Below are 23,955 nucleotides of genomic sequence, written 5' to 3' on the forward strand. Positions count from 1 at the left end.
AGAAAGGGTATGACTTTAACATCAGCAGAAGTGAGACAATTATTTCTCGATTTTTTCAAAGAAAAGAATCACGGGGTAGAGCCGAGTGCTTCCCTTATCCCGCATGAAGATCCTACGTTGCTATGGATCAACAGTGGTGTAGCTACGCTTAAGAAATATTTCGATGGACGAGTCGTCCCGGAGAACCCGAGGATTGTGAATGTCCAGAAATCGATCCGTACCAATGATATAGAGAATGTCGGTTTCACAGCGCGTCACCATACGTTTTTTGAAATGCTCGGAAACTTTTCGATCGGAGACTACTTCAAAGAGGAAGCGATTGAATGGGCCTGGGAGTTCCTTTCCGGTAAAAAATGGATCGGTTTCGATCAGGAGCGATTGTCCGTCACAGTCCACCCACAGGACGATGAAGCATTTGATATCTGGAAGAATAAGATAGGGCTTCCTGAAGAAAGAATTATCCGGATTGAAGAGAACTTCTGGGATATCGGGGAAGGTCCGAGTGGTCCGAACACAGAAATCTTCTATGACCGGGGAGAGGCATACGGTAACGATCCTAAGGATCCTGAAATGTACCCGGGAGGAGAGAACGAACGGTATCTGGAAATCTGGAACCTCGTGTTCTCCCAGTTCAACCACAACCCGGATGATACTTACACGCCTCTACCGAAGAAGAATATAGATACGGGTATGGGACTTGAAAGGATCGTCTCCGTCATTCAGGATACAAGAACGAATTTCGAAACGGATCTGTTTCTTCCCATCATTCGTCAAACGGAAGAAATCTCAGGAAAATCCTATGAAGAAAGTGCCGAGACAAGTGCCGCTTTCAAAGTTATCGCCGATCATATACGCACGGTTGCTTTCTCTATCGGAGACGGTGCACTCCCTTCGAACGAAGGAAGAGGATATGTACTCAGACGACTTCTGCGCCGAGCGGTACGTTTCGCTAAACAGCTCGGAATAGATGAGCCATTCATGTACAAGCTTGTCCCTACGGTCGGAGAGATCATGGGCGATTTCTACCCGGAAGTCGGAAAGAAAAAAGACTTCATTCAGACAGTCATCCAATCCGAAGAAGAACGCTTCCATGAAACATTGAATGATGGGCTTGAGATCCTATCTTCCATCATGAAACGTGAACGGGAGAAAGGCAGCACCGTTTTCCCTGGAGAAGATGTGTTCCGCCTTTACGACACGTACGGATTCCCGAAAGAATTGACCGTAGAATATGTAGAGCATGAAGGATTCACCGTAGACGAGGAAGGTTTCCAAAAAGAGATGCAAGCACAAAGAGAACGTGCGAGAAGTGCCCGTCAAAAGACGGATTCTATGCAAATCCAGGATAGCGTCCTTGGTGATGTTCATACAGAAAGCGAATTTGTCGGTTATGACACGCTTGAAACGAACAGCGTCATCACCGAGATGTTGAAAGAGAAAGAAATGACAGAGGCCGCCCAAAAAGGAGAAACGGTATATATTCTTATGGATCGCACACCCTTCTATGCGGAAAGCGGTGGACAGATAGCTGATAGAGGCTTCATTTCCACGGATAAGGCGACCTTGGAAGTGAGGAATGTCCAGGCTGCTCCGAATGGTCAGAATCTCCATGAAGTCCTCGTGAAAGAAGGAGAAATTGAAAAGGGAGAAGAGGTTACAGCGACGGTGGACCGTCATGCACGGTCATTTATCGTCAAAAACCACACGGCCACGCACCTTCTGCATCAGGCTCTGAAGGATGTGCTCGGGGAGCACGTAAACCAGGCCGGATCTCTTGTGGCAACGGATCGTCTGCGTTTCGACTTTTCCCATTTCGGCAGTGTGACCGAAGATGAATTGAAAGAAATCGAAAAACTTGTAAACGAGAAAGTATGGGAGGCTCTTCCTGTATCGATCGATTATAAGACGCTTGAAGAAGCGAAAGAGCAGGGGGCTATGGCTCTGTTCGGGGAAAAATACAGTGATGAAGTGCGAGTGGTAGGAATCGGCAGCTACAGCCTTGAGCTCTGTGGAGGATGTCACGTCGCGAATACATCTGAAATCGGGTTGTTTAAGGTCCAGTCGGAAACGGGAATAGGGGCAGGAACGCGTCGTATTGAAGCGGTGACTTCTAAATCGGCTTATGAGTTGATGAATGAACGTGAAGCCATTCTCAGAACTGCCGGAGATCTTGTGAAATCCCGTATGGAACAGGTTCCGGAACGTGTACAGGCCCTTCACGCGGAAATCAGAGAGTTGAAAAAAGAGAATGAGTCCCTTACATCGAAATTGTCGAATCTCGAAGCTTCTTCGATTCTTGATGAAGTGAAAGATGTTGGTGGTATATCCGTCCTGTCCAAGCAGGTCGATGCAAAGGATATGAATGCTCTCCGCGCAATGATGGACGACCTTAAGCAACAGATCTCCTCAGGCGTCATTCTTCTCGCTACACCAAACGGAGAAAAAGTTCAGCTCATTGCCGGTGTATCGAAGGATCTTGTGGAGAAAGGCTTCCACGCAGGAAATCTTGTCAAAGGAGCCGCATCCCGTTGCGGTGGCGGCGGTGGCGGACGCCCTGATATGGCACAGGCCGGTGGTAAGGATGTAAACAAGATCGGTGAAGCGCTCGAATATGCTTACGAGTATGTATCCGAGAATCTCTGATTTATTTCTTCCGGAAAGAAGTATATAATAAGAAGTGACTATTAGTGCGAGGTGATGAAGATGAGCTCAATGGATAAGACAATGAGATTCAATTTTTCTGAAGAACCCGATGATCAGAATGTACAGTCGATTTTAATGAACGTGTACGAGGCCCTTCACGAAAAAGGATATAATCCGATCAATCAGATCGTCGGTTACCTTTTATCAGGAGACCCGGCTTATATCCCTCGTCACCAGGACGCACGCAACTTGATCAGAAAGATTGAACGCGATGAACTGATCGAAGAATTAGTGAAGTCGTATCTCGATAAACAAAAAGAGGGTAAGTAATGAAAAAAATCGGCTTGGATGTCGGAGAGAAAACTATAGGTGTCGCCATCTCCGACGCTTTAGGGATGACGGCCCAGGGAATCAAAACGATCCACTGGACCGAAGATGACTATTCGATTGCCCGGGAGGCACTCACTCCCATCATCGAAAAAGAAATGATTACAGAAGCGGTTATCGGTTATCCTAAGAATATGAATGGAACGATTGGACCCAGAGCAGAGCAGAGCGAACGGTTTGCCAAGTGGCTCGAAAAGAACTTTGATCTCACGGTTCATCTATGGGATGAGCGTCTGACGACCATGGCAGCAGAAAGAGTATTGCTGGACGCGGATGTCAGCCGGAATAAGAGAAAAAAAGTCGTCGACAAGATGGCTGCCGTGATGATTCTGCAAGGGTTTCTGGATGCTTCACAATAAGGAGGAATAAACAAATGGCACTTGAAAAAGAAGAAAGAATCGTAATACCGGATGAGAATGGGGAAGAGCATCTGTTCGAGGTATTATTCACGTTTGATGTAGATAAAACCGACCAGTCTTACATTGCAGTCGTACCTGCAGAGCAGAAAGATAACGAGGAAGTAGAGGTTTTCGCTTTCCGTTATGAAGAGAAAGAAGATGACGAAGAGAATCTATCCCTTTACCAGATCGAATCGGATGAAGAATGGGAAATGGTAGAAGAGATGCTGAATACTCTTACGGACGAAGACCTTACGTAAAAGAACGACAGAGTTGCCGGGAGGACCTCCTTTTCTGAAAGGGAGGTCCTCCGGCATTTTTTTGTGGAAAATGTTTCATAATCTAAAAGATTTTCGACACAAGCCTTCAAAATATAGTATAATGTAGCCGGTGAAGGAGGATGTTACGTGTCGGATTCTAAATTTAAAGAAGAGTATGAAAACAATAAAAAAGTTCGTACCGAGGAAGCGGGGACTGTCCGGAAAATCGTTGCAACCGTACTGATTACGTTGACGGTAGTATTGATTGTCGGAGTGGTCGGAGGGTATTTCTATATCTCGAACGCCCTCGAACCGGTGGATGCAGACGACAAAGAACCGGTGAACGTAGAAATCCCTACGGGGTCTACCAATTCTGAAATAGCTTCTATTTTGGAAGAGAATGGGATCATCGCCAATGCTACGATTTTCAGGTTTTATACGAAATTCAATAATGAAACCGGATTTCAGGCAGGGAACTATCAGTTCACACCTTCGATGAAGCTTGATAATATCATTGAATCTCTGCAGAATGGTCAAATCGTCAAGGAACCAGTGAAACGGGTGACGATTCCTGAAGGGTATACCCTAGAACAGATTGCTGAAGTATATGCTGAAGAATTCTCCTTTACGAAAGAAGAGTTTATGAATCAGGTGAATGACGAAGAGTATGTGAAGCAACTGATGGAAAATCACCCTGCGTTGCTGACGGATGCCATCCTGGGTGAAGACATCCGTTATCCATTGGAAGGATATTTGTTCGCGGCTACGTATCCTTTCTATAAAGAAGAAGTGACGGTCAAGGAAATCGTCGAAAAAATGGTTGCGAAGACGGAATCTGTCGTTCTCCCACGCATGGAATCTCTGGAAGAGAAAGGTCTGAACGTCCACGAGGCCGTGACGATGGCGTCCCTTCTCGAAAACGAGGCTAGAACAGCCGAGAGCCGCAGAGAAATCGCTGGCGTGTTCTACAATCGACTTGAAGAGGAAATGCCTCTTCAAACGGATCCTACCGTAGCATATGCTCATGGAGAGCATTTGGAGCGTACGATGTATGATGATTTGGAAATCGAATCGCCATATAACACGTATCATGTAAATGGACTTCCTGTCGGTCCGATTTCGAATTTCAACGAAAACTCGATTGAGGCAGCAGCGACACCGATATCATCCGATTATCTGTATTTCCTTGCTGACAGGGAAGGGAATATACACTATTCGGAGACGTTGGAAGAACACAACAAGAAACGGGAAGAGTATATTACAAACGAATAAGAGATAAGAAAGCGGGAAATCTCTCGCTTTCTTTCTTTTTTTTATGTTAAAATAGTTAAGTTGTAAATGGACAAGAAGATTAAAAAGAGGAAGATGTCTATGAAAAAGGAAACGGATTATCTTCGGATGCTCCTTCCGGATTCGAAAGAAAATATAGGGGACATGGAACAATTCGCAGAGCTCAACCGCATACCTATTATGGAAAAAGAGTCTATGCATTTCATCAAACAGCTGATGCGGATCAAAAAGCCTGCCAGGGTTCTTGAAATCGGAACAGCTATCGGATATTCAGCTATCCAGATGGCTGATGCTCATCCTTCTTCTCATATCGTTTCTATTGAAAGAGACCGGGAGAGGTACGAGGAAGCTGTCAGGAATGCTGAAAGGTCAGGATGTGGAGACAGACTTCATTTTTATCACGGGGATGCGCTCGAAGTCCGGGACCTGGTAGCGAAAGAAGGACCTTTTGATGTATTATTCATTGATGCTGCGAAAGGGCAGTATCAGAAGTTTTTTGAAATCTATGCACCTATGCTTCATCCGGACGCACTGATCTTATCGGATAATGTACTTTTCAAGAATCTGGTGGCCGATCCGGATGAACATGATGGACGGATGAATAAAATAGCTGCAAAAATCCGGGCTTTCAATGAATGGCTCACCGGTCTTGAGGGATATGAAACTTCGATTGTGCCGATAGGAGATGGAGTAGCTATAACTGTAGCAAAGGATCAATGAAACAGAGAGGGGAACGGTTTTTCTATGAGGGATAAACCAATTGTAATCGGAGTAGCTGGAGGATCCGGGTCCGGAAAAACCAGCGTGACGAAATCAATCATTCAGCAATTCACAGAACATTCTATTCTGATGATCGAGCAGGATTATTACTACAAAGATCAGTCTCATCTTCCTTTTGAAGAAAGGCTGAATACAAACTATGACCATCCTTTAGCTTTTGACAATGACCTTCTTATTGATCATCTTAAGCAACTTTTGAACAGGGAGTCAGTGGAAAAACCCGTATACGACTACAAAATGCATACGCGTTCTGATGAAACGATCCACGTGGATGCAAAGGATGTCATCATTCTTGAGGGTATTCTGATTCTTGAGGATGAGAAACTGCGTGATCTCATGGATATCAAAGTATTTGTTGATACAGATGCCGATGTCCGGATCATCAGGAGGCTTCTGAGAGATATCAATGAGCGTGGGAGAACGCTTGATTCAGTGATCGAGCAGTATACCAATGTCGTACGACCGATGCATCTGCAATTTGTAGAACCGACGAAAAGATATGCAGATATCATTATTCCTGAAGGTGGGCAAAACCACGTAGCGATTGATATCATGGCTACGAAGATACAGACGATTCTGCGGGAAAGAGGATTGTTCTCTGAATCTTAGGAAGTGTGAGGAAATTATTTGACTGTTTGCCACATTTTGATAAAGTATAGAGAGATTGACCTGTATTTGAACATGTTACGAGGGGTGTAATGAAATGGCAGAAGAAAAAAGTTTTTATATGACAGAAGAAGGTAAAGATAACCTAGAACAAGAACTGCACGAACTGAAAACTGAGAAAAGAAAAGAAGTAGTAGAGCGTATCAAAATAGCACGTGGTTTCGGGGACCTTTCTGAGAACTCCGAATACGATGCTGCGAAAGATGAGCAGGCTTTCGTCGAAAGTCGGATCCAGCAAATTGAAAATATGCTCAGAAATGCCGTAATCATAGAAAACGATTCGGATAACCCGGATGTTGTAACACTCGGGAAAACCGTGAAGTTCCAGGAGATTCCTGAAGGGGATGAGGAAGAGTACACGATCGTGGGTAGCGCAGAAGCGGATCCATTTGAAGGAAAGATTTCCAATGATTCTCCGATGGCGAAAAGCCTCCTTGGTAAAGAAATCGGAGATAAGGTGACGGTCCAGACGCCTGCCGGAGACCTTGAAGTCAAAATTATAGCCGTATCATAAGCAGGAATTAAGTTTCCTGCTTTTTTGCTATTTCCATTAGTAAACGTCCAGTTGTATAATACAGAGTGAGGAGGGTGAACCAATGGCAGATCAGGAAAACAAATCAAGAGTAAGCAGGAGGAAAGAGAAAAGAAAGAACAAGAAGCTTCTTTCCCTGCTTTCAGGTATCGTCATTGCTCTTCTGTTATTATGGGCAGGAAACAGTGTCATCGGTAATGATGAACCACCTGTGAGCAAAGGCATAGATAAGGCCTCAGAGGAAGAATCCGAAGAAGCGGTCGATTCTGATGAGGATCTCGAACAAAAGGATGAAACTTCTCCAAAAGAAGATAGCGAGACTTCTAATGAAGATGAAACAGAGGAAGAAAAGTCCGAAGACGAAGAATATGTCATAGAAGGAAGCTCGGATGAGAACGTGAGTAGGGTCGTGAAGAAAGACTGGGATACGATTAAAACGGAACAGAACACCGAGGGGCGCCATACAGTATCGTTTGATAGAGGGTCGACAGACTGGAACGAAATCATCCAGGCTGTCTCAGTGGCTACGGAGCTGAAAGAGGATGACATGATCACCTGGAGAATCGAGAATGGTGGCGGTCCTCAACTTGCTTCTGCGGTGGTTTCAGACAGTTCTCAGGAGAACATCTACCGTGTACAAGTCGAGTGGCAGAAAAAAGAAGGCTATAAGCCGGTCCAGTTAGAGATTTTGAAAGATAACCCGTACAATTGATGGAATAAAGGAGCTTTGGGATGACTATAGGAATTATCGGAGCGATGGATCAGGAAATCGCTTATTTGAAAGAAACGATGACTATTGAAGAAGAACGTGTAGTGGCAGGGCAAACCTTCACGAAAGGTACACTCAATGGCAAAAGTGTGGTACTTTTGCTCTCAGGTATAGGAAAAGTGAATGCAGCAATGTCCACGACGATTCTGCATGAACAATTTGATATCGAGTATGTAATTAATACTGGGTCTGCCGGCGGATTTGATCAGACACTCGAAGTGGGTGATATCGTAGTGTCTGAAGCGGTCCTTCATCATGATGTGGATGTCACTGCATTCGATTACGTCCACGGACAGGTACCCGGAATGCCTGAGATGTACCCTGCAGATAAGTCCCTCAAAGAGAAAGCCTTCCAGGCACTTGAGGAGTTCGATGTGAACGGGAAGAAAGGTATCATCGCTTCCGGTGATTCCTTCATGCAGGAAGAAGAACGGATCGCTCATGTACGAAGTCTTTTCCCTGACTTATTGGCGGTGGAAATGGAAGCGGCAGCAGTCGCTCAAGTCTGTTATAAATATGGGACGCCTTTTGTCGTCATCCGTGCCCTCTCTGATATAGCGGGCAAAGAATCGTCGGTATCATTCGACGAATTCCTGGAAAAAGCAGCGTGGAATGCGACAGAATTGATCAAAGCCGTAGTATAAAAAGTAGAGCTCTACTTCCTTTATGGGAAGAAGAGCTCTACTTTTTTGTTCTCTTATAAAACTCCTGGAAAATCTTCAGAAGAGCCCGCTTTTCGATACGGGATACGTAACTTCTGGAGATATTGAGCTTGGATGCGATATCTTTTTGTGTGTGTTCCTTACTATTATTCAGGCCGTATCGATGAACGATGATTTCTTTCTCTCTGGCAGTCAGCAGAGTGAGATACTTCTGCATGTCTTCGATATCCATCATTCTTTGGATTTGTTCCGTTATATCTTCCGTATCCGCCTCGAGGATATCCATCAGCTGAAGTTCATTTCCTTCTTTGTCATGACCGATCGGGTCCTGAAGAGAAATATCCTTTCTCGTTTTCTTTTTGGAGCGAAGGTGCATCAGAATTTCGTTTTCAATACATCTTGCCGCGTAGGTCGCAAGCTTCGTGCCTTTCCCAGAGGAATAACTTTCAATTCCTTTGATAAGTCCTATCGTACCGATGGAGATCAAGTCTTCCGTATCTTCTTTCGTATTTTCGAATTTCTTGACGATATGAGCGACAAGTCGCAAGTTATGTTCAATCAGGATATCGCGTGCTTCCTTGTCGTCATTTTCGAGAAGGGCTAGATAATGTTGCTCTTTCTCCTTGGAGAGGGGGGGAGGGAACGTTTGGTTTTTGATATATGCTATAAAGAGAATGCAGTGTTTCCATATATACCATAATGTAAAAAGAGAACTCATCGGTTCGCACCTCCTCGTCTTATAGTCAGTTGCCTATGATGTAAGCTTATGAGAGGAGATCGTCAAAAGTGCCTGTACGCCCATAAATTCATTCCCTTTAATATAGAATACCTCCGAACTGGATGTTCGGAGGTATATTTTAGAAATATTCATTTCTCACTTGTTGAAGGTTTTCTTATAATCATCCCGGACCGCTTCCTTAGAAAGGGGAACGTCGCTTTTATAAGCAGCCCGTCCAATCATATGAGCAGAAACGGGAGCTGTTATAAGTACGAACAGGATACCTAGCAGGAGTTTCCCACTGATGATGCCGTGTTCTGTAAGCATGAAAAGAAAAGCACCCAGCATCAATCCTGCAACGCCGAGAGTCGAGCTTTTTGTGGCAGCGTGAAGACGTAAGTAGACATTCTTGAAACGCACGACTCCAAGTGCTCCTGACAGGACGAAGAAGGTACCTGAGAGTAAGAAAAATATAATCAGAATGTCAAACAGCAAATTAATCCATGTTCCGCTCAATGATAACACCCTTTTCTATGAATTTCGCCAGGGCGATCGTTCCGATGAATAGCAAAATACCTATCAGCAACACGACATCATTCAATCGGGTGGTTACGACGATGATCGTGACCAGACCGGCAAGAGCCATCAAGGTGATTCCCATGACATCAAGTGCTACGGCCCTGTCAGGGTTCGTAGGTCCTTTGATGACCCGGTAAAGGAGGAGGAAAATGGAGATACCGACCACGACGATAGCAATTTGGGTAGCGATGTCTATCAGCATCCTTGTAATTTCAAGTGCGCTTTCCATCAGCGGGTCACCTCCATAATCGCTTTTTCGAACGTTTCTTTGATTTCATTGATGGATGTTTCGATATCAGGAATGTCCATCGCATGAATATAAAGTGTCTGTTGATCATCACTCACGGCCAGGGAGAGCGTTCCCGGCGTAAGAGAGATGAGATTGGCAAGGATGGTTATTTCCCAGTTACCTTCCACCTCGAGAGGGAGGGCGAAGATGCCCGGGCGGTTGTCCAGGTCCTTTTTATAAACGAACTTCACAACATCGATGGAAGATACGATCAATTCCCTCAGGAAAAGCAGAACAAGCAAAAGCACCTTCCAGACTTTATGGAGATAAAATGGTTCATTGATGAACCTTCTCATAACAAAGAGGAGAAAGATACCAAGAATGTACCCGACGACAAACGTAGTGAATGAATAACTTTCACTGAGGAACATCCACATGATCGCAATAATGATGTTCAATACAATTTGAAATGGCATAGACGTTACTCCTTCAGTACAGATTCGATATAGATTTCAGGGTTCATTACGTACTGGGCGATCGATTCGATACTTGGGTAAAACCATTCCGCTCCTACTCCAAGAACAACAGAAAGTGTCAACAGTAACCCGATGGGCCAGACCATCAGAGACATGGACGGCTTCTGTTCAGGTATCTTCATTATATCAGGTTCTCCCCAGAAACCTTTGATGAAGATACGGATCATGGAAAAGAGAATTCCGAGGCTCGAGATCAGGGCTGCAAGAACGACGAGAATCTCTTCCTGTTCAAGACCTCCCTGAATCAACAGCAATTTACCTATGAATCCGCTGAAAGGAGGAATTCCTGCCAGAACCAGGGTGGAAAGGAAGAACATCCAGCCGAGAACCGGGAAGTGATGGATCATTCCACCCATCTTGTTCAGGTCAGAGGTACCGGCAGCGTATATGATCGCTCCTATAAGGAGGAAAAGAACTGCTTTGATAATCATGTCGTGTACGAGATAATAGATCGATCCTGCGATGGCTGTTTCCGTGAATATACCGATTCCCATGAGCATGAAGCCGACGGCAGGTATAATGTTGTAAGCAATGATCAGTTTGACGTTATTCGTAGATAGGGCCCCTATTACTCCGAATATCATCGTAAAGATGGCCAGGTAAATGAATAATGTATGGGTAAGTGGCACCTCGTGATTAAAGATGAGGGTGAATGTCCTTAGAATGGAATACACGCCCACTTTCGTGAGAAGCGCCCCAAATAATGCTGAAACGACCGCGTTAGGAACAGTATAGGAATTTGGCAACCAATAGTAGAGCGGAAATACAGCCGCTTTCGTAGCGAATACGAAGAACAGTAAAATCGCAATGGTAGTCAAAATGCCCTGCTGTTCCACTTCACCGACTCTTTCAGCAGCCTGCGCCATGTTCACGGTACCCACGACCGAATACAGGAATGCGATCGTTGTGACAAATAGCATAGAAGAGAATAGATTGATCAGGATATACTTCAAGGATTCCCTCAATTGAGCCTTTCCATTTCCGAGCACGATAAGTCCGTAAGAAGCCATCAGAAGGACTTCGAAGAATACGAACAGGTTGAAAAGGTCTCCTGTCAAAAATGCGCCGCTCACTCCGGAAATCAAGAGAAAGAAGAAGCTGTAGAAGTAGAACTCTTCTTGTATCTTTGAAAGGGATTTAGGAGCATAGATGACAGCTGCTACCCCTATGATCGCTGTTGTCATTACCAGAAGAGCAGATAAGGGGTCTGCTACGAGAACGATTCCATATGGTGCTTTCCAGTTACCGAGTTCCAATACGTAAGAACCGTTTCCATTTACCTGCAGTAAAATCATAATGGTGACGGCCAGGTGAATGACTGTTGCAATGAGTGCAAAAATCCTTGCGGCTACCAGTTTTTTATGAAAGAAAGCTACAATAATACCTGCCAGAAATGGCAGGGCTATAGGCAATACTGCTAAGTTACTCATAGTCGTTACCCCTCAGTTGGTCCATATTGTCTGTGTGATTGATTTTTGATGCCCGGTAAGCAAGGACGAGCAAAAGACTGGTTACCCCGAAACTGATTACTATGGATGTAAGAATCAGAGCCTGAGGAAGAGGGTCGGTATAATTTTCGACCCCTTCCGTCAGGATCGGAGGGGCACCGTCCTTCAGTTTACCCATCGTCAGAATCGTCAAGTGAGCCCCGTGTGATACGAGGGCTGTACCGATGACAATACGTAACAATTGTTTTTGGAGGAGGTTGTAGACGCCGGTCATAAAAAGGATACCGGCGAGCACGGACATGATGATTTCCATTCTTATTCCTCCTTCTTATTCTTTATTTTGATCAGACTGTAGATGGCCATAGCCGCAAGACCCAGTACTGCAATTTCAAATAATGTATCAAGGCCACGCATGTCTACAAGGATGACGTTGACGATGTTGTCACCGCCCCCTAGTTTATAAGAGTTATCCACGAAGTAACTCGAGATGACGTCGAACCATTTACTGCTGTGGGATGAAATGGCGACTGTTGTAATCAAAAGACCGAATCCGATCGATACGAGCCAATTGATGAGTTTCCCTCGCCCGGTCTCTCCTCTGTCCGTAAGGTTCGGCAAGTGATAGAACACCAGCAGGAACAGAGCGACAGTCACTGTTTCAACAATCAACTGGGTAAGCGCGAGGTCCGGGGCGCGGTAAATGATGAATAGCATCGCCAGCCCGTACCCGACCACTCCCAGAATGAGGATAGCAGCGATCCGGTTATTAGTGAAAATAGTGCCGAAGGCTGCAATAGCCATCGTCAAGGCTACAATGATTTCTATCGTCGTAACAGGAGCCAGGTTCGATAACTCAAGGGCGAATCCTCCGGTCATAAAGAACAGCGTGAAGCTGACTCCGACGATCGTGATGAGAATAAGTTTCATATAAAGAGCCAGAGAACCCGTCATATAACTTTTGTTCACTTTAGAAGAAAAGACGACGGATTTATCTACCGTGAAATCATAAACTTTGTTCATGCTCAAGACACCAGGAACGAAATTGTATACCGTTTTCCACCTTGGTATGGTAAGAGCAAGAATCGTACCGAAAGCAATCACGGTCAGAGACATGATGAATGGCAGGTTGAACCCATGCCAGAAATAGATCTCTTTCATCGCTTCACCGCCGTACACAGCACTTGCGGCATGGCTGATGAAGGGCTCATTAATGATGAATGGAAACAGCCCGATGGCGACCACAAGCAGCACGAGTACAGCAGGGGAGATCAGCATCCCTACAGGTGCTTCATGAGGCTTCTTCGGCAATTGATCGATATTCGCTTTTCCTCGGAAGGTACCGAAGAAGAAATACATCGAATAGACGAACGTGAATATACTTCCGAACACAGCGAGGTAAGGAATAGCGCTCGTCAGAAAAGCGGCGATCCCTTCGGTGGCACTCAGGTCCAGACTTGCATTGAAAAACATTTCCTTACTATAGAAACCGTTCAGGAATGGCAAAGGGAAGCCTGCCATCGAAAATACGCCGAACATAGCCAGCGTCGCCGTCATCGGAAGATAGTTCATCAAGCCTCCAAGCTTGCGTATATCTCTCGTCCCTGTTTCGTGATCGACGATACCCGCAATCATGAAGAGACTTCCTTTGAAGGTTGCATGGTTCAAGATATGGAAAACCGCCGCAAATATAGCGACTTTCGTTCCGAATCCGATCATTGCCATGATCATTCCGAGCTGACTGATCGTCGAGAAGGCAAGAATCCCTTTCAGATCTGTCTGTCTTACAGCCATATACGAACCCCAGCACAATGTGACGATACCGAAAGAAGAAACGATGATAAAGTACCAGTCAGACGCGGACATCATCGGGGAAAAGCGGGCAACGAGAAATATGCCTGCTTTGACCATGGTAGCGGAATGCAAATAAGCACTGACCGGTGTAGGTGCTTCCATGGCATCCGGCAGCCAGATGTGGAATGGAAACTGGGCTGACTTCGTAAAAGCCCCAAGCAACAACAGAGATAGAATCAGCGGGAAGAATTCATGATTCAGAATCGCTTCGTTATTCGCGATCATTTCCTGGATACTCGTCGTACCGGTGATGGTGTGCATGAATACAAGGGCACCCAATAGACTCAGACCACCGAATACAGTGATCAGCATCGATTTGAGTGCTCCATATCTCGATCCATGTTTATGGTTCCAATAGCCGATCAGCAGGAAGGAGGAAAGTGACGTGAACTCCCAGAAGCTGTACAGCACATAAATATTATCGGATAATACGACACCGAGCATAGACCCCATGAAAATCAGAAAATATACGTAGAAATGACCGAGCTTTTCTGATTTATGTAAATAATAGATGGAATAAAAAGCTACAAGTGTTCCGATTCCTGAAATGAGCATAACGAATAGAAGACTTAGTCCATCCAAATGAAAAACCATATTCATATCAAGGGAAGGAATCCAGCGGTAGCTTCTGGTTACGGGTTCGAAATCTGTGCCGAGAAATCTGGCGAAATAAGTGAATATAACAAGTGGTACAAGTGTTACCACAATGCCTGTGTGAAATTTATCTTTCCATTTACTCAGGAAAGGGATGAAAATAGCAATGATGAATGGTAATAATACAGCTAGTATCATCTAAAAGGTGCCTCCCTCAATCAATCGTCCAATTTTATAATGTCTCCTCAATTGTAATCAAAAACAGGATGATTATTCAACTAATCTTCCTCCGTCATCACTAATCCTACGGGGAATGAGCTGAATTTATATAAATAGGAAGAGACCGATGGTGAGAAGGGAGAATATTTTTATGAAAAAAATGATTATCCGGCTTCTGAGTGGAGGGAGGATAGGGCCCTTACGTAGATCTCTTCTTCCAGAAGTCTGAGGAAATCCTCCGAAAGCTGAAGTCTGCGGGCGTGGTGGTAAGTGTTTATGAGTGCCTGGTCACTAAGATGATCCATATTTGTTTCACCTCTTGTCCATTAATAGGTACATTACGTACTGTACAAGAGTTACATGTAGTGTACAATAGGGTAGTTATCTACAGAGAGTGTTAACAATTTGTGTATAAAATATAAGAAAACGAGTCCTGGACATGCCTTCTGATGTGTATAAAGATATCCACAAAAAATTACGTCGATATTTGATGAACGATTCTCAGGGGAAAAAGCACTTTGAACCTCGGAGAATTTTTGTATATGATTGAGAAGGCATATTTACTGAACGAGGAGTGAGAAGTCCGTGCTGAATGTCTTTACACCGAATCGACATGCGAATAATGTTCTCGAGATAAAACCTGAGGAACTGAAGGAAAGAAATATCAAAGGTATTATTACAGATCTTGATAATACCCTCGTAGCCTGGGATGAACCGGATGCACCGGAGGAGATCATCGAATGGTTCCGGAAAATGGGGGAAGCGGGCATCGAGATAGTGATCGCTTCGAATAATAATGAGAACCGGGTGAAATTATTTTCAGAACCACTGGATAAATCTTTTATCCATAGTGCACGAAAACCTCTAGCCCTGGCCTTCCAGAAAGCCCGCAAAGGGATGGGGCTGAAAAAAGAGGAGATTATAGTCGTAGGAGATCAACTTTTGACCGACGTACTTGGTGGAAACCTTGCGGGTTACTATACTGTGTTAGTGACTCCTATTGTGGAGACGGATGGTTTCTGGACGAGGATAAACAGAAAAATCGAAAACCTTATTAAAAAACGGTTAAAACGAAAAGGAAAGATTTAGAGAGGAGAGAATTAGTATGGATACATTGACCTGTATGGGGTGCGGAGCGGAAATACAGACAAAGGATCCCGAGGCTGCAGGGTATGCCCCGGCATCCGCCCTGGAACGGGAAACAGTCATTTGCAAACGGTGTTTTCGATTGAAGCACTACAATGAAGTTCAGGATGTTAATTACGACGATGATGATTTTCTCGAGATGCTGCACCAGATCAGTGATACAGACAGTCTGATTGTACAGCTTGTTGATATTTTCGATTTCAACGGAAGCCTGATTCCTGGTATGAACAGACTGACCGGCAATAACCCGGTGCTGCTCGTAGGGAACAAGACGGATGTGCTTCCGAAGTCGGTGAATCACAATAAATTGGAGAAATGGTTGCGAAGAGAAGCGAAGCAAGCCGGCTTGAACGTCGAGGATGTCTATTTGATTTCTGCGGCAAAGAATGAAGGGATCGACCGGTTGGCGGAGTCAATCGAATCGAATCGGAAAGGAAAGGATGTGTACGTTGTAGGTACGACCAACGTAGGAAAGTCGACGTTCATCAATGCTTTGATCGATCGATCCGCCGGTGTGAAAAATGCTATAACTACATCTTACTTCCCCGGTACTACGTTAGGGTTCATCGATATCCCGCTTGATGATTCGAGCTCTCTGTTCGATACGCCAGGTGTCATCCAGCGTCACCAGCTGGCCCATTATGTTTCGGACGAGGATCTGAAATTGATTACGCCGCAAAAGGAAATCAAACCCAAAACCTATCAATTGAACGAAGGACAGACCTTGTTCTTCGGAGGGCTGGCACGGATGGACTTTGTGAAAGGAAATCACTCTTCCTTCGTCTGTTATTTATCAAACAGAATTCCACTCCACCGCACAAAGCTGGAGAAAGCAGATGAACTTGCAGAGACGAAAATCGGAGAGATGCTCACACCTCCTGATGAAAAAACGCTCGATAAAATGCCGGAATGGGAGCGACAAACGCTGAAAATTCCGGAAGGCAAACATGACGTCGTCATATCAGGGCTTGGATGGGTCATGATACCCGAAGGTGATGTCACAATCCACATCCATGCACCGAAGAAAGTGAAGATCTCTATCAGAGAATCTCTTATTTAAGCAAAGGGGGAGGCACATGTTACACTTGGGATTGATCGGTTCTCCGCTCGGACATTCGTTATCTCCATGGCTCCATGAGAATTTCATGGAACAGACCGGAGTGGAGGGACAGTACAAATTAATGGAACTTGATCCTGAACAGTTTGATGCGGAAATCAATCAACTGAAAGGCGAAGATATAGACGGTTTCAATATAACGGTCCCGTTCAAAAGAAAGATTATCCCTTACCTGGATAGTATAGAAGAAAAGGCCAGGAAGCTTGGCGCTGTAAATACGGTAGTAGTGACGAATGGGAAGTGGAGAGGATACAACACAGATGGGGCAGGATACCTTGAGTCAGTGAATTCCATCTATCCTGATGTTCCGTCGTCCTCTTCGCGAGTGTTGATCATCGGTAGCGGAGGTGCTGCAAGAGGCGTGGCTTTTGCATTAAGCGAACTGTCTCTGACTATAGATGTTGCGAACCGTACCTCACAAAAAGCTATCGAGCTTCTTGAGGACCTTCCAGAATCGAGCAGGGGAGAGAGTGTATCCCTGAACGAAGCTTCAGAACAACTCGAAATCTATGACTGGGTCATCCAAACGACTTCTGTAGGGATGTCACCCAATGACGGGGAGATCCCTATTGAGATTCGTAACGTGAAACAGGGAGCACTATTCAGTGACATAGTGTATAAGCCGTTGAAAACACAATTCCTTATTCGGGCAGAGGAACAAGGAGCGCGGATCCATTATGGTCACTTGATGCTATTGTATCAAGCGGCCTATGCATTTGAGCTATGGACCGGAGAGAAGTTGGCACCACAGGAATTGATCCGTGGTATGGAATCGAAATTGGAAAGGTGAGAAATGATGTTAACGAGCAAACAGAAAAAGCATTTACGTAAATTATCCCATAATGTACAGCCGATTTTTCAAATCGGAAAAGGCGGCGTCAACAGCAACATGGTTGTGCAAATAAGCGAAGCTCTTGAAAAAAGAGAATTGATTAAAATAAGCATTCTTCAGAATTCCATGGAAGACCCTAAAGGCGCTGCAGAGGAAATCGTAGCGGATACCGGGGCTGAGGTTGTCCAGGTTATTGGTGGAACTATCATTCTTTATAGGGAATCGGATGAGCACAAAGAAATCGAGCTTCCCTGAAGGAGAGAAGCTGAATGAAACACATTGGTCTTTTCGGGGGTACATTCGATCCGCTTCATATCGGCCATATGGTCGTAGCGGAATGTGTAAGAGAGGCGAAGGAGCTGGATGAAATCTGGTTCGTTCCTTCTCACATCCCTCCTCATAAAAAAAATGCATCAGTAAGCAGTGAAGATCGATACCGAATGGTAAAAGAAGCAACAGCATCCAACGATTCATTCAACGTTACCGATGTAGAATTGAAGCGTGAGGGTAAATCCTATACTTTGCAAACGGTACGGGATTTGAAGAATAATCACCCTGATCACCGATTTTCGTTCATCATAGGCGGAGACATGGTAGCTTCTCTCGGGAAATGGCACCGAATCGACGAGTTGATAGAAGAGGTTTCATTTATAGGAGTGAATCGACCTGGAGATACACTTGAAACATCGTATCCTTTATCCACAGTGGAGATTCCTCTTCTTGAAATATCTTCCAGTGAAGTTCGTCACCGTCTCGAAAACGGGAAGACCGTGCGGTATATGGTTCCGGAACCGGTTTATTCTTATATTCAAAGGAAGGGATTATATGGATACTAGTAGAGAAGAACTTAAACGCTTCGTCCGACCCCATCTGACCGAAGAAAGATTCGATCACACGGTACGTGTGACGGATACGGCTCACGAGTTGGCCGAGAGATTCGGTGGAGACGCCCGCAACATTGAAGTGGCGGGGATGTTGCATGACTATGCCAAGTACCGCCCGGAAGAAGAAATGTGTCGGTGGATTGAAGGAAGCGTGGATTTGCCGAAAGATCTACTTAACTATTCACCGGTCCTCTGGCACGGTCCTGTCGGTGTGAAGATGCTTGAAAAAGAATGGGGTCCCCTAGACCGAAGTGTCCAGGCGGCTATCGCTTCTCACACAACAGGGAATGCTATCATGTCCATTTATGATAAGATCTTATTTCTTGCTGACTATATCGAGCCGGGACGGGACTTCCCCGGCGTAGAAAAGGCGAGAAGACTGTCAGAAGAAGATCTTGATAAAGCGTGCTTATATGCACTCGATAATACGATACGTTTTCTTATGAGTAAGAATCAGACTATTTATCCAGATACGTTTCATGCGTACAATTCATTACAGAAGAAACAGGAGGAAGAGAATGGATAGTAAAGAACTAGTGAAAATTGCAGCACAGGCTTGTGATAACAAACGCGCGAATGATATCGTCGTTCTCGATATGGAAGGGGTATCTCTGATCACCGATTATTTCCTCATCTGCGACGGTTCAAATGAAAGACAAGTCCAGGCCATTGCAAAAGAAGTGAAAGAACAGGCAGAAAAACAGGGAATCGAGGTTAAACGGGTGGAAGGTGAGAAATCGGCTCGTTGGATTCTTGTAGACTTGGACGATGTAGTCTGCCATATTTTCCATAAAGACGAACGTCACCACTATAACCTTGAGAAACTGTGGGGCGATGCTGACACATTGCCTTATGAAGGAATCGCAAATTCATGAGTTATGAACACTTAGCTGAGGTGTACGATCGGCTAATGAAAGATGCCCCGTACGAAGAATGGGAAACTTTTTTCCGAAAGGTCCTGGAGCGTGAGCAGACGCAAACTGTGAATGTCCTGGAACTGGGGTGTGGCACCGGTGAAATCACACACCGCCTGGCGGAGTCGGGTTACCGGATGACGGGGGTGGATTTATCACCTGAAATGCTGAGCATTGCGGCTTCGAAACGGAATACTTCGATTCAATGGATTCAGCAGGATATCACGGACCTGCAAGGTTTCTCCGGGTATGATGCGGTCATCAGTTTCTGTGACGTCGTCAATTACATTACAGATTCTGATGGCCTCGCCTCCATGTTCCGTCATACGTCACAGGCCCTAAAGGGTGAGGGACTCTTCGTTTTCGATGTCCAATCTCCGTCGTATGCCCTGGAGCACTTGGCTGGAGAGACGTTTGCTGAAGTATACGATGATCTCAGCTACATCTGGTTCTGTGACAGGGACGGAGATTTGCTGACTCATGATCTGACGTTCTTCACCGAAGACGGCCAAAGGTATCAGCGCTTTGATGAAGAACACCAGCAGCGTATTTATAGTCTTGAAGAAATCAGCAGACTGCTGGTACAAAACGGCTTTCGTATCGCTTCTGTCCATAGTGATTTCTCTTTGGAGGAAGGAACAGAGGGAGACAGAATATTTTTTGTATGTCAGAAGGTGTGAGGCTCTCACACCTTTTTTTGTATAGGGAAAAGAAGGAAAATGACGGGAGATGTCGAATATATTTATGTATCTCCATCCCCCCTTTTTTTAAATGCCTCCATCATCTTTCCTTCACTTGCCCCCCCATGACGAATCGTTTTCTTTCCGGTGAGTAACCAGACGGAGGGAAAGGTATGTACTATATAAAGAAATATTGGTTTCTCGGAATCGTTGGTCTTGTAGTCGCAATAGTCGTGTTCCAGTCGGCTTCGAACGAAGAAGGGACGGTAACGCTTCAGGAAGAGCACCCTTTGGTGAGGGAACCGAAGATGGAGACTTCTTCAACAAAAACGGAGCAGGTAGTCGTAGATATAAAGGGGGCGGTTCATCGCCCGGGTATTTATGAAGGTACTCCGAATATGAGGGTCCATGAAATCGTTTCGCTAGCTGGAGGGTTCACCGACGATGCGGATGAGACGAGTGTGAATCTTGCACAAAAAATAGAAGATGAAATGGTCGTGCTCGTGTCTTTCTTGCAAGTTACGGAAGGTGGAACTTCAGGGGAAGCCACGTCCGACAAAGTCAGGATCAACCATGCGACCCTGGAAGAGATCACTGTGATCAACGGGATAGGACCTTCAAAAGCGGAAGCGATCATCGCTTACAGGGAAGAGAACGGAATGTTCAAAGAGATGGAAGATCTTCTCGAGGTTAGCGGAATCGGGGAGAAGACGTTAGAGAATATGAGAGAGGACATTCAGATCCCCTGAAGCGGGTTGACTTTTCTTGGGTGTACTAGCTAAACTTTTTAGAAAGGATGTGATAGGTATGTCTAGAATTGCGTGGGATCAATATTTTATGGCTCAGGCTCATTTGCTTAAATCGAGAAGCACTTGTGAGCGCCTGGCCGTCGGTGCAGTTATAGTGAGAGATAAACGGATGATCGCCGGAGGTTACAATGGTAGTGTAACAGGTGGCGTCCATTGTATTGATGAGGGGTGTTATGTCGTAGACGGTCACTGTATCAGAACGATCCATGCAGAGATGAATGCACTTTTGCAATGCGCCAAGTTCGGAGTGGCGACAGAAGGTGCGGAAATATATGTGACCCACTTTCCATGCGTTCATTGCACGAAAGCCATTATTCAGGCCGGAATCCGTTCGGTCTATTACAGTGAAGACTACAAAAACCATCCTTATGCTGTGGAAATATTGAAGCAGGCAGGAGTATCTGCTGAGAAAGTACCGTCCACCGTAAGAATCAAGGAATCCGAAGAAGAACAGTCTATCATGGAAGACATGCTCGAGCGGTTGAAAACCCATGATGATCCTCAATATGAAGACTTCAAACGAAAATTGGAACAGCTGGAGAATGGCCGTATTACCTCAAGGTCATGAAGGGGAAACTCCATTTTCCTCTTCTTTCATTTCTCGCGGGGGCCATCTATGCTCATGCCCCTGATTCCTGGGCCTTATTTGCTTTGTGTTTACTTTGGTTTCTCTTCTTCACGAAACTTCGATTTCTCTTCCCCCTTTTATTACTCGGTTTCTTTTTAGGTGTATATGTCTATAGTCCTTCTGAAGTCCCTTCTGTTCCGTCCGATCCCCCTTTTTACGGAGAGATTCTCTCTCCTGCTGTCCAAAATGGAAGGGTAGCATCTTTTCCGATCCAAACATCAGAACATCTCGAATATCAGGTCATCCATTTTGTTGACTACGGGGAGGATTCCTTTTTCACTGGACTTGAAGTTGGAGCCCGTTGCAAACTGATGGCGGAGCATCAAGAATTTCCTGTAGCTACGAATGAAGGTCAATTTGATTTTGCAACCTTCATGAAGAACCAGGGAGTGGAGGGCCAATTCATAATCGAAAAGAGAGAAGATATCTTCTGTGAAGGATCTTCCTGGAAACAAACGTTTTATGAACAGAGAAGCATGCTCATCGATACAATTATGGACAAAAGCGATACTTCCCTGAATCCCTGGATCAATGCTCTGGTATTTGGAGATCAGCAAGGTCTGAAAGACGAGGTGTCGGATCTTTTTCGGGAACTGGGAATGTCGCACATCCTCGCCATATCCGGATTGCACGTAGGGTTATTTGCGGGGATGATTTACACGGTGTTTTACCGTACGGGTCTCGTAACCTCTTCCCAGGTAAGGGTGCTCGTTTTTCTCACGCTACCGCTCTTCGCTTTTGTAGCAGGGGCAGCTCCATCTGTAATGAGGGCATCTCTTATGGCGATTTTTCTGGTGGGGTTGTCCGCTTTGAAGATCAGATCTTCCATGACGGATCTGTTATCTCTCGTGGCCTTCCTGCTTCTTTTCATGAATCCGGACATACTTCATCACCCGGGTTTCCAGTTTTCGTTTGCAGTAACGTTCAGTCTGCTTCTTTCATCCCCTCTTCTCAGCAAAGATACGAATCCCTGGATCATTTCCCTCAGAGTGAGCTTTATTGCTCAATTAGCGATTCTGCCTCTGCAATTGCATTACTTTTATCAATTCAGTCCTCTATCCGTATTTTTCAATTTGATTCTTGTTCCCTATTTTACAATCGTATTCATCCCGTTTATTTTTCTGCTTCTACTTTCGGTGTTTCTTTTACCAGCTTTTGTTTATGAATGGATTTCACGACTTGGAGCAGGAATGCATACGATGGTCATGGATACAGTTGTGAATGTCGGAGGAGCTTTGAATATTCAATGGATCACAGGGATCTTTCCGTATACGTGGTTTCTTCCCTACTATATATGTTTTTTCCTTATGATGATCTTCCTGGTGAATGAAAACAAAAGGAATAGCTTTGTCTCCGGGGTTGCTCTGGTATCCGTGCTGGCGACGTATAGTGCTCTTCCATACCTGAGTGGAACAGGTACAGTCACATTCCTCGATGTAGGCCAGGGAGATAGTGCAGTCATTGAACTTCCCTTTCGTAAAGGGGTCATCATGATAGACGCAGCAGGTCCCCCGGTGTTTCAGGAGAATAAGGAAAAAATCGCGGATACGGTCATTCTTCCTTTTTTGAAATCAAGAGGGATCGCCGGGGTGGATGCTCTTTTTATTACTCATAACGATACCGATCATAATGGGAGCGTTCCCCGACTTGTTGAGAAAGATGCCTTGGATTCACTGTTCATCTCAGCATATGATGAAAGAGAATATGATGGAAAAGCGAGTCGGTTGAGTGGAGGAGATCGCTATGAAATCGGGGGCTATGCTTTCGATATTCTCGGTCCGGAGAGGGATCTGGAGGATAAGAACGATGACTCGTTGATCATTTATACAGAACTCGGTGGGAAGCGCTGGCTGTTTACGGGGGATATCTCTTCAGAAGTGGAGAAAGAAGTGGCGATAAATTACCCAGATCTGACCGTCGACTTCTTGAAAGTGGCTCATCATGGAAGCATAACGTCGACCTCGGATGCATTCATGGATGCCTTCCGCCCAGACGTCGGAGTGATTTCGGCGGGCCGGGATAATCGTTACGGCCATCCGCATGGAGAGGTGCTGGATCGACTGGCCTCTTATGGAACGGAAGTTTGGAGAACGGACCTGCATGGGGCAGTTTCCATTACCTTCTACGATGATCGACTGTTGGAAAAGAAAGGGTTCATGGGCCCCTAGCAGACGGAGTGGCAGGTGAATATTTCCTCAAAAAAAGACTGCATAAGCAGCCTTTTTTGCCATCGATTATTGCCCGAGTACGGAGAAGATGGTTCCGATAAAGAATATAACGAAGAAGAAACCGAAAGAAAAAACAAATCCGAGGCCAGAATCGATGATATCATTGGTTTTCGTCTGAATTTCTTTTTTGAATTCGTTCATGACTCACCCTCCTAT

At 45.1% G+C, this 23,955-nt stretch carries 30 protein-coding genes; 21 read left to right on the top strand and 9 right to left on the bottom strand.

Annotated features, from left to right (window positions below; genetic code table 11):
- Positions 1-9: 9 nt before the first annotated feature.
- The 10 genes from alaS (at position 10) to mtnN (ending at position 8,369) form a co-directional block, all read left to right on the top strand.
- Entirely contained in the window at positions 10-2,643 is a 2,634-nt protein-coding gene (alaS, locus tag BLQ44_RS00405) for an alanine--tRNA ligase (protein ID WP_093190672.1), read from the top strand.
- A 60-nt stretch (positions 2,644-2,703) separates the two neighbouring features.
- Complete coding sequence (locus tag BLQ44_RS00410) at positions 2,704-2,973, top strand: IreB family regulatory phosphoprotein (protein WP_093190674.1); 270 nt, start codon at positions 2,704-2,706, stop codon at positions 2,971-2,973.
- Positions 2,973-3,389 carry a Holliday junction resolvase RuvX gene (gene ruvX, locus BLQ44_RS00415; RefSeq protein WP_093190677.1) on the top strand — a complete coding sequence of 139 codons (417 nt, stop codon included), beginning with the start codon at positions 2,973-2,975 and terminating at the stop codon, positions 3,387-3,389. The genes BLQ44_RS00410 and ruvX overlap by 1 nt, the downstream gene beginning before the upstream one ends.
- Positions 3,390-3,403: 14 nt before the next feature.
- Positions 3,404-3,688 (top strand): DUF1292 domain-containing protein, encoded by a 285-nt coding sequence (locus BLQ44_RS00420; RefSeq protein WP_093190679.1) that lies wholly within the window; start codon positions 3,404-3,406, stop codon positions 3,686-3,688.
- A gap of 147 nt (positions 3,689-3,835) precedes the next feature.
- Positions 3,836-4,960 carry an endolytic transglycosylase MltG gene (mltG, locus tag BLQ44_RS00425; protein WP_093190681.1) on the top strand — a complete coding sequence of 375 codons (1,125 nt, stop codon included), beginning with the start codon at positions 3,836-3,838 and terminating at the stop codon, positions 4,958-4,960.
- A 99-nt stretch (positions 4,961-5,059) separates the two neighbouring features.
- Entirely contained in the window at positions 5,060-5,698 is a 639-nt protein-coding gene (locus tag BLQ44_RS00430; RefSeq protein ID WP_093190683.1) for an O-methyltransferase, read from the top strand.
- A gap of 24 nt (positions 5,699-5,722) precedes the next feature.
- Positions 5,723-6,367 (top strand): uridine kinase, encoded by a 645-nt coding sequence (gene udk / locus BLQ44_RS00435; RefSeq protein ID WP_093190686.1) that lies wholly within the window; start codon positions 5,723-5,725, stop codon positions 6,365-6,367.
- 94 nt (positions 6,368-6,461) lie between these two features.
- Positions 6,462-6,938 (top strand): transcription elongation factor GreA, encoded by a 477-nt coding sequence (greA, locus tag BLQ44_RS00440; protein WP_093190688.1) that lies wholly within the window; start codon positions 6,462-6,464, stop codon positions 6,936-6,938.
- Positions 6,939-7,020: 82 nt separating this feature from the next.
- Complete coding sequence (locus BLQ44_RS00445) at positions 7,021-7,668, top strand: YrrS family protein (protein ID WP_093190691.1); 648 nt, start codon at positions 7,021-7,023, stop codon at positions 7,666-7,668.
- Positions 7,669-7,688: 20 nt separating this feature from the next.
- Positions 7,689-8,369, top strand: coding sequence for a 5'-methylthioadenosine/S-adenosylhomocysteine nucleosidase (mtnN, locus tag BLQ44_RS00450; protein ID WP_093190693.1), 681 nt, complete (start codon positions 7,689-7,691; stop codon positions 8,367-8,369).
- 37 nt (positions 8,370-8,406) lie between these two features.
- Here mtnN and sigK read toward each other — a convergent pair whose 3' ends face one another.
- The 8 genes from sigK to BLQ44_RS00490 all read right to left on the bottom strand — a co-directional run bounded on the left by sigK (position 8,407) and on the right by BLQ44_RS00490 (position 14,866).
- Positions 8,407-9,105, bottom strand: coding sequence for an RNA polymerase sporulation sigma factor SigK (gene sigK, locus BLQ44_RS00455; protein WP_093190696.1), 699 nt, complete (start codon positions 9,103-9,105; stop codon positions 8,407-8,409).
- 156 nt (positions 9,106-9,261) lie between these two features.
- Positions 9,262-9,621, bottom strand: a complete 360-nt coding sequence (gene mnhG / locus BLQ44_RS00460) for a monovalent cation/H(+) antiporter subunit G (RefSeq protein WP_093190699.1) — start codon at positions 9,619-9,621, stop codon at positions 9,262-9,264.
- Positions 9,602-9,913, bottom strand: a complete 312-nt coding sequence (locus tag BLQ44_RS00465) for a Na(+)/H(+) antiporter subunit F1 (RefSeq protein ID WP_093190702.1) — start codon at positions 9,911-9,913, stop codon at positions 9,602-9,604. The genes mnhG and BLQ44_RS00465 overlap by 20 nt, the downstream gene beginning before the upstream one ends.
- Positions 9,913-10,389, bottom strand: coding sequence for a Na+/H+ antiporter subunit E (locus BLQ44_RS00470; protein ID WP_093190704.1), 477 nt, complete (start codon positions 10,387-10,389; stop codon positions 9,913-9,915). Before BLQ44_RS00470 ends, BLQ44_RS00465 begins: the two co-directional genes overlap by 1 nt.
- Before the next feature lie 5 nt (positions 10,390-10,394).
- A complete protein-coding gene (locus BLQ44_RS00475) occupies positions 10,395-11,879 on the bottom strand; it encodes a Na+/H+ antiporter subunit D (RefSeq protein WP_093190707.1) in 1,485 nt (494 codons plus the stop codon).
- A complete protein-coding gene (locus BLQ44_RS00480; RefSeq protein ID WP_093190709.1) occupies positions 11,872-12,210 on the bottom strand; it encodes a Na(+)/H(+) antiporter subunit C in 339 nt (112 codons plus the stop codon). The genes BLQ44_RS00475 and BLQ44_RS00480 overlap by 8 nt, the downstream gene beginning before the upstream one ends.
- Positions 12,211-12,212: 2 nt before the next feature.
- Entirely contained in the window at positions 12,213-14,540 is a 2,328-nt protein-coding gene (gene mbhE / locus BLQ44_RS00485; protein ID WP_093190712.1) for a hydrogen gas-evolving membrane-bound hydrogenase subunit E, read from the bottom strand.
- 185 nt (positions 14,541-14,725) lie between these two features.
- Complete coding sequence (locus BLQ44_RS00490) at positions 14,726-14,866, bottom strand: sporulation histidine kinase inhibitor Sda (RefSeq protein WP_093190714.1); 141 nt, start codon at positions 14,864-14,866, stop codon at positions 14,726-14,728.
- A gap of 280 nt (positions 14,867-15,146) precedes the next feature.
- On the opposite strand from BLQ44_RS00490, the gene BLQ44_RS00495 reads away from it, so the two are divergent.
- The 11 genes from BLQ44_RS00495 to BLQ44_RS00545 all read left to right on the top strand — a co-directional run bounded on the left by BLQ44_RS00495 (position 15,147) and on the right by BLQ44_RS00545 (position 23,739).
- Complete coding sequence (locus BLQ44_RS00495; protein ID WP_093190717.1) at positions 15,147-15,650, top strand: YqeG family HAD IIIA-type phosphatase; 504 nt, start codon at positions 15,147-15,149, stop codon at positions 15,648-15,650.
- 16 nt (positions 15,651-15,666) lie between these two features.
- A complete protein-coding gene (gene yqeH, locus BLQ44_RS00500; protein ID WP_176757378.1) occupies positions 15,667-16,767 on the top strand; it encodes a ribosome biogenesis GTPase YqeH in 1,101 nt (366 codons plus the stop codon).
- 16 nt (positions 16,768-16,783) lie between these two features.
- Positions 16,784-17,614 (top strand): shikimate dehydrogenase, encoded by an 831-nt coding sequence (gene aroE, locus BLQ44_RS00505; RefSeq protein ID WP_093190722.1) that lies wholly within the window; start codon positions 16,784-16,786, stop codon positions 17,612-17,614.
- 6 nt (positions 17,615-17,620) lie between these two features.
- On the top strand, positions 17,621-17,911 hold the full coding sequence (yhbY, locus tag BLQ44_RS00510) for a ribosome assembly RNA-binding protein YhbY (protein WP_093190724.1): 291 nt from the start codon (positions 17,621-17,623) through the stop codon (positions 17,909-17,911).
- Positions 17,912-17,925: 14 nt separating this feature from the next.
- A complete protein-coding gene (locus BLQ44_RS00515; protein WP_093190727.1) occupies positions 17,926-18,492 on the top strand; it encodes a nicotinate-nucleotide adenylyltransferase in 567 nt (188 codons plus the stop codon).
- Entirely contained in the window at positions 18,482-19,066 is a 585-nt protein-coding gene (gene yqeK, locus BLQ44_RS00520) for a bis(5'-nucleosyl)-tetraphosphatase (symmetrical) YqeK (protein WP_093190729.1), read from the top strand. Before BLQ44_RS00515 ends, yqeK begins: the two co-directional genes overlap by 11 nt.
- Entirely contained in the window at positions 19,059-19,415 is a 357-nt protein-coding gene (gene rsfS / locus BLQ44_RS00525; protein ID WP_093190732.1) for a ribosome silencing factor, read from the top strand. Before yqeK ends, rsfS begins: the two co-directional genes overlap by 8 nt.
- Positions 19,412-20,134: a class I SAM-dependent DNA methyltransferase gene (locus tag BLQ44_RS00530; RefSeq protein ID WP_093190734.1), complete on the top strand. Its 723-nt coding sequence runs from the start codon at positions 19,412-19,414 to the stop codon at positions 20,132-20,134. Before rsfS ends, BLQ44_RS00530 begins: the two co-directional genes overlap by 4 nt.
- Positions 20,135-20,307: 173 nt before the next feature.
- On the top strand, positions 20,308-20,883 hold the full coding sequence (locus BLQ44_RS00535; protein WP_093190737.1) for a helix-hairpin-helix domain-containing protein: 576 nt from the start codon (positions 20,308-20,310) through the stop codon (positions 20,881-20,883).
- A gap of 58 nt (positions 20,884-20,941) precedes the next feature.
- The gene (locus BLQ44_RS00540) at positions 20,942-21,511 is read left to right on the top strand and encodes a ComE operon protein 2 (RefSeq protein ID WP_093190740.1); all 570 of its coding nucleotides are present in this window, start codon (positions 20,942-20,944) and stop codon (positions 21,509-21,511) included.
- Complete coding sequence (locus tag BLQ44_RS00545; protein ID WP_093190742.1) at positions 21,508-23,739, top strand: DNA internalization-related competence protein ComEC/Rec2; 2,232 nt, start codon at positions 21,508-21,510, stop codon at positions 23,737-23,739. Before BLQ44_RS00540 ends, BLQ44_RS00545 begins: the two co-directional genes overlap by 4 nt.
- Positions 23,740-23,805: 66 nt before the next feature.
- Here BLQ44_RS00545 and BLQ44_RS00550 read toward each other — a convergent pair whose 3' ends face one another.
- The gene (locus BLQ44_RS00550) at positions 23,806-23,940 is read right to left on the bottom strand and encodes a YqzM family protein (RefSeq protein ID WP_093190745.1); all 135 of its coding nucleotides are present in this window, start codon (positions 23,938-23,940) and stop codon (positions 23,806-23,808) included.
- Between the last annotated feature and the right edge of the window lie 15 nt (positions 23,941-23,955).

Source organism: Salimicrobium halophilum (assembly GCF_900100295.1).
GTDB lineage: Bacteria > Bacillota > Bacilli > Bacillales > Halobacillaceae > Salimicrobium > Salimicrobium halophilum.

Excerpts from the sequence above, each read along its gene's own strand:
- BLQ44_RS00465 (WP_093190702.1), bottom strand. The coding sequence starts at position 9,913 with ATGGAAAGCGCACTTGAAATTACAAGGATGCTGATAGACATCGCTACC.
- aroE (WP_093190722.1), top strand. The coding sequence starts at position 16,784 with ATGTTACACTTGGGATTGATCGGTTCTCCGCTCGGACATTCGTTATCT.
- BLQ44_RS00475 (WP_093190707.1), bottom strand. The coding sequence starts at position 11,879 with ATGAGTAACTTAGCAGTATTGCCTATAGCCCTGCCATTTCTGGCAGGT.
- BLQ44_RS00410 (WP_093190674.1), top strand. The coding sequence starts at position 2,704 with ATGAGCTCAATGGATAAGACAATGAGATTCAATTTTTCTGAAGAACCC.
- BLQ44_RS00430 (WP_093190683.1), top strand. The coding sequence starts at position 5,060 with ATGAAAAAGGAAACGGATTATCTTCGGATGCTCCTTCCGGATTCGAAA.
- rsfS (WP_093190732.1), top strand. The coding sequence starts at position 19,059 with ATGGATAGTAAAGAACTAGTGAAAATTGCAGCACAGGCTTGTGATAAC.
- udk (WP_093190686.1), top strand. The coding sequence starts at position 5,723 with ATGAGGGATAAACCAATTGTAATCGGAGTAGCTGGAGGATCCGGGTCC.
- BLQ44_RS00420 (WP_093190679.1), top strand. The coding sequence starts at position 3,404 with ATGGCACTTGAAAAAGAAGAAAGAATCGTAATACCGGATGAGAATGGG.
- BLQ44_RS00545 (WP_093190742.1), top strand. The coding sequence starts at position 21,508 with ATGAAGGGGAAACTCCATTTTCCTCTTCTTTCATTTCTCGCGGGGGCC.
- BLQ44_RS00480 (WP_093190709.1), bottom strand. The coding sequence starts at position 12,210 with ATGGAAATCATCATGTCCGTGCTCGCCGGTATCCTTTTTATGACCGGC.
- BLQ44_RS00445 (WP_093190691.1), top strand. The coding sequence starts at position 7,021 with ATGGCAGATCAGGAAAACAAATCAAGAGTAAGCAGGAGGAAAGAGAAA.
- BLQ44_RS00540 (WP_093190740.1), top strand. The coding sequence starts at position 20,942 with ATGTCTAGAATTGCGTGGGATCAATATTTTATGGCTCAGGCTCATTTG.
- BLQ44_RS00515 (WP_093190727.1), top strand. The coding sequence starts at position 17,926 with ATGAAACACATTGGTCTTTTCGGGGGTACATTCGATCCGCTTCATATC.
- yqeK (WP_093190729.1), top strand. The coding sequence starts at position 18,482 with ATGGATACTAGTAGAGAAGAACTTAAACGCTTCGTCCGACCCCATCTG.
- ruvX (WP_093190677.1), top strand. The coding sequence starts at position 2,973 with ATGAAAAAAATCGGCTTGGATGTCGGAGAGAAAACTATAGGTGTCGCC.
- mtnN (WP_093190693.1), top strand. The coding sequence starts at position 7,689 with ATGACTATAGGAATTATCGGAGCGATGGATCAGGAAATCGCTTATTTG.
- BLQ44_RS00550 (WP_093190745.1), bottom strand. The coding sequence starts at position 23,940 with ATGAACGAATTCAAAAAAGAAATTCAGACGAAAACCAATGATATCATC.
- yhbY (WP_093190724.1), top strand. The coding sequence starts at position 17,621 with ATGTTAACGAGCAAACAGAAAAAGCATTTACGTAAATTATCCCATAAT.
- alaS (WP_093190672.1), top strand. The coding sequence starts at position 10 with ATGACTTTAACATCAGCAGAAGTGAGACAATTATTTCTCGATTTTTTC.
- BLQ44_RS00470 (WP_093190704.1), bottom strand. The coding sequence starts at position 10,389 with ATGCCATTTCAAATTGTATTGAACATCATTATTGCGATCATGTGGATG.
- BLQ44_RS00490 (WP_093190714.1), bottom strand. The coding sequence starts at position 14,866 with ATGGATCATCTTAGTGACCAGGCACTCATAAACACTTACCACCACGCC.
- BLQ44_RS00530 (WP_093190734.1), top strand. The coding sequence starts at position 19,412 with ATGAGTTATGAACACTTAGCTGAGGTGTACGATCGGCTAATGAAAGAT.
- sigK (WP_093190696.1), bottom strand. The coding sequence starts at position 9,105 with ATGAGTTCTCTTTTTACATTATGGTATATATGGAAACACTGCATTCTC.
- BLQ44_RS00535 (WP_093190737.1), top strand. The coding sequence starts at position 20,308 with ATGTACTATATAAAGAAATATTGGTTTCTCGGAATCGTTGGTCTTGTA.
- yqeH (WP_176757378.1), top strand. The coding sequence starts at position 15,667 with ATGGATACATTGACCTGTATGGGGTGCGGAGCGGAAATACAGACAAAG.
- greA (WP_093190688.1), top strand. The coding sequence starts at position 6,462 with ATGGCAGAAGAAAAAAGTTTTTATATGACAGAAGAAGGTAAAGATAAC.
- mbhE (WP_093190712.1), bottom strand. The coding sequence starts at position 14,540 with ATGATACTAGCTGTATTATTACCATTCATCATTGCTATTTTCATCCCT.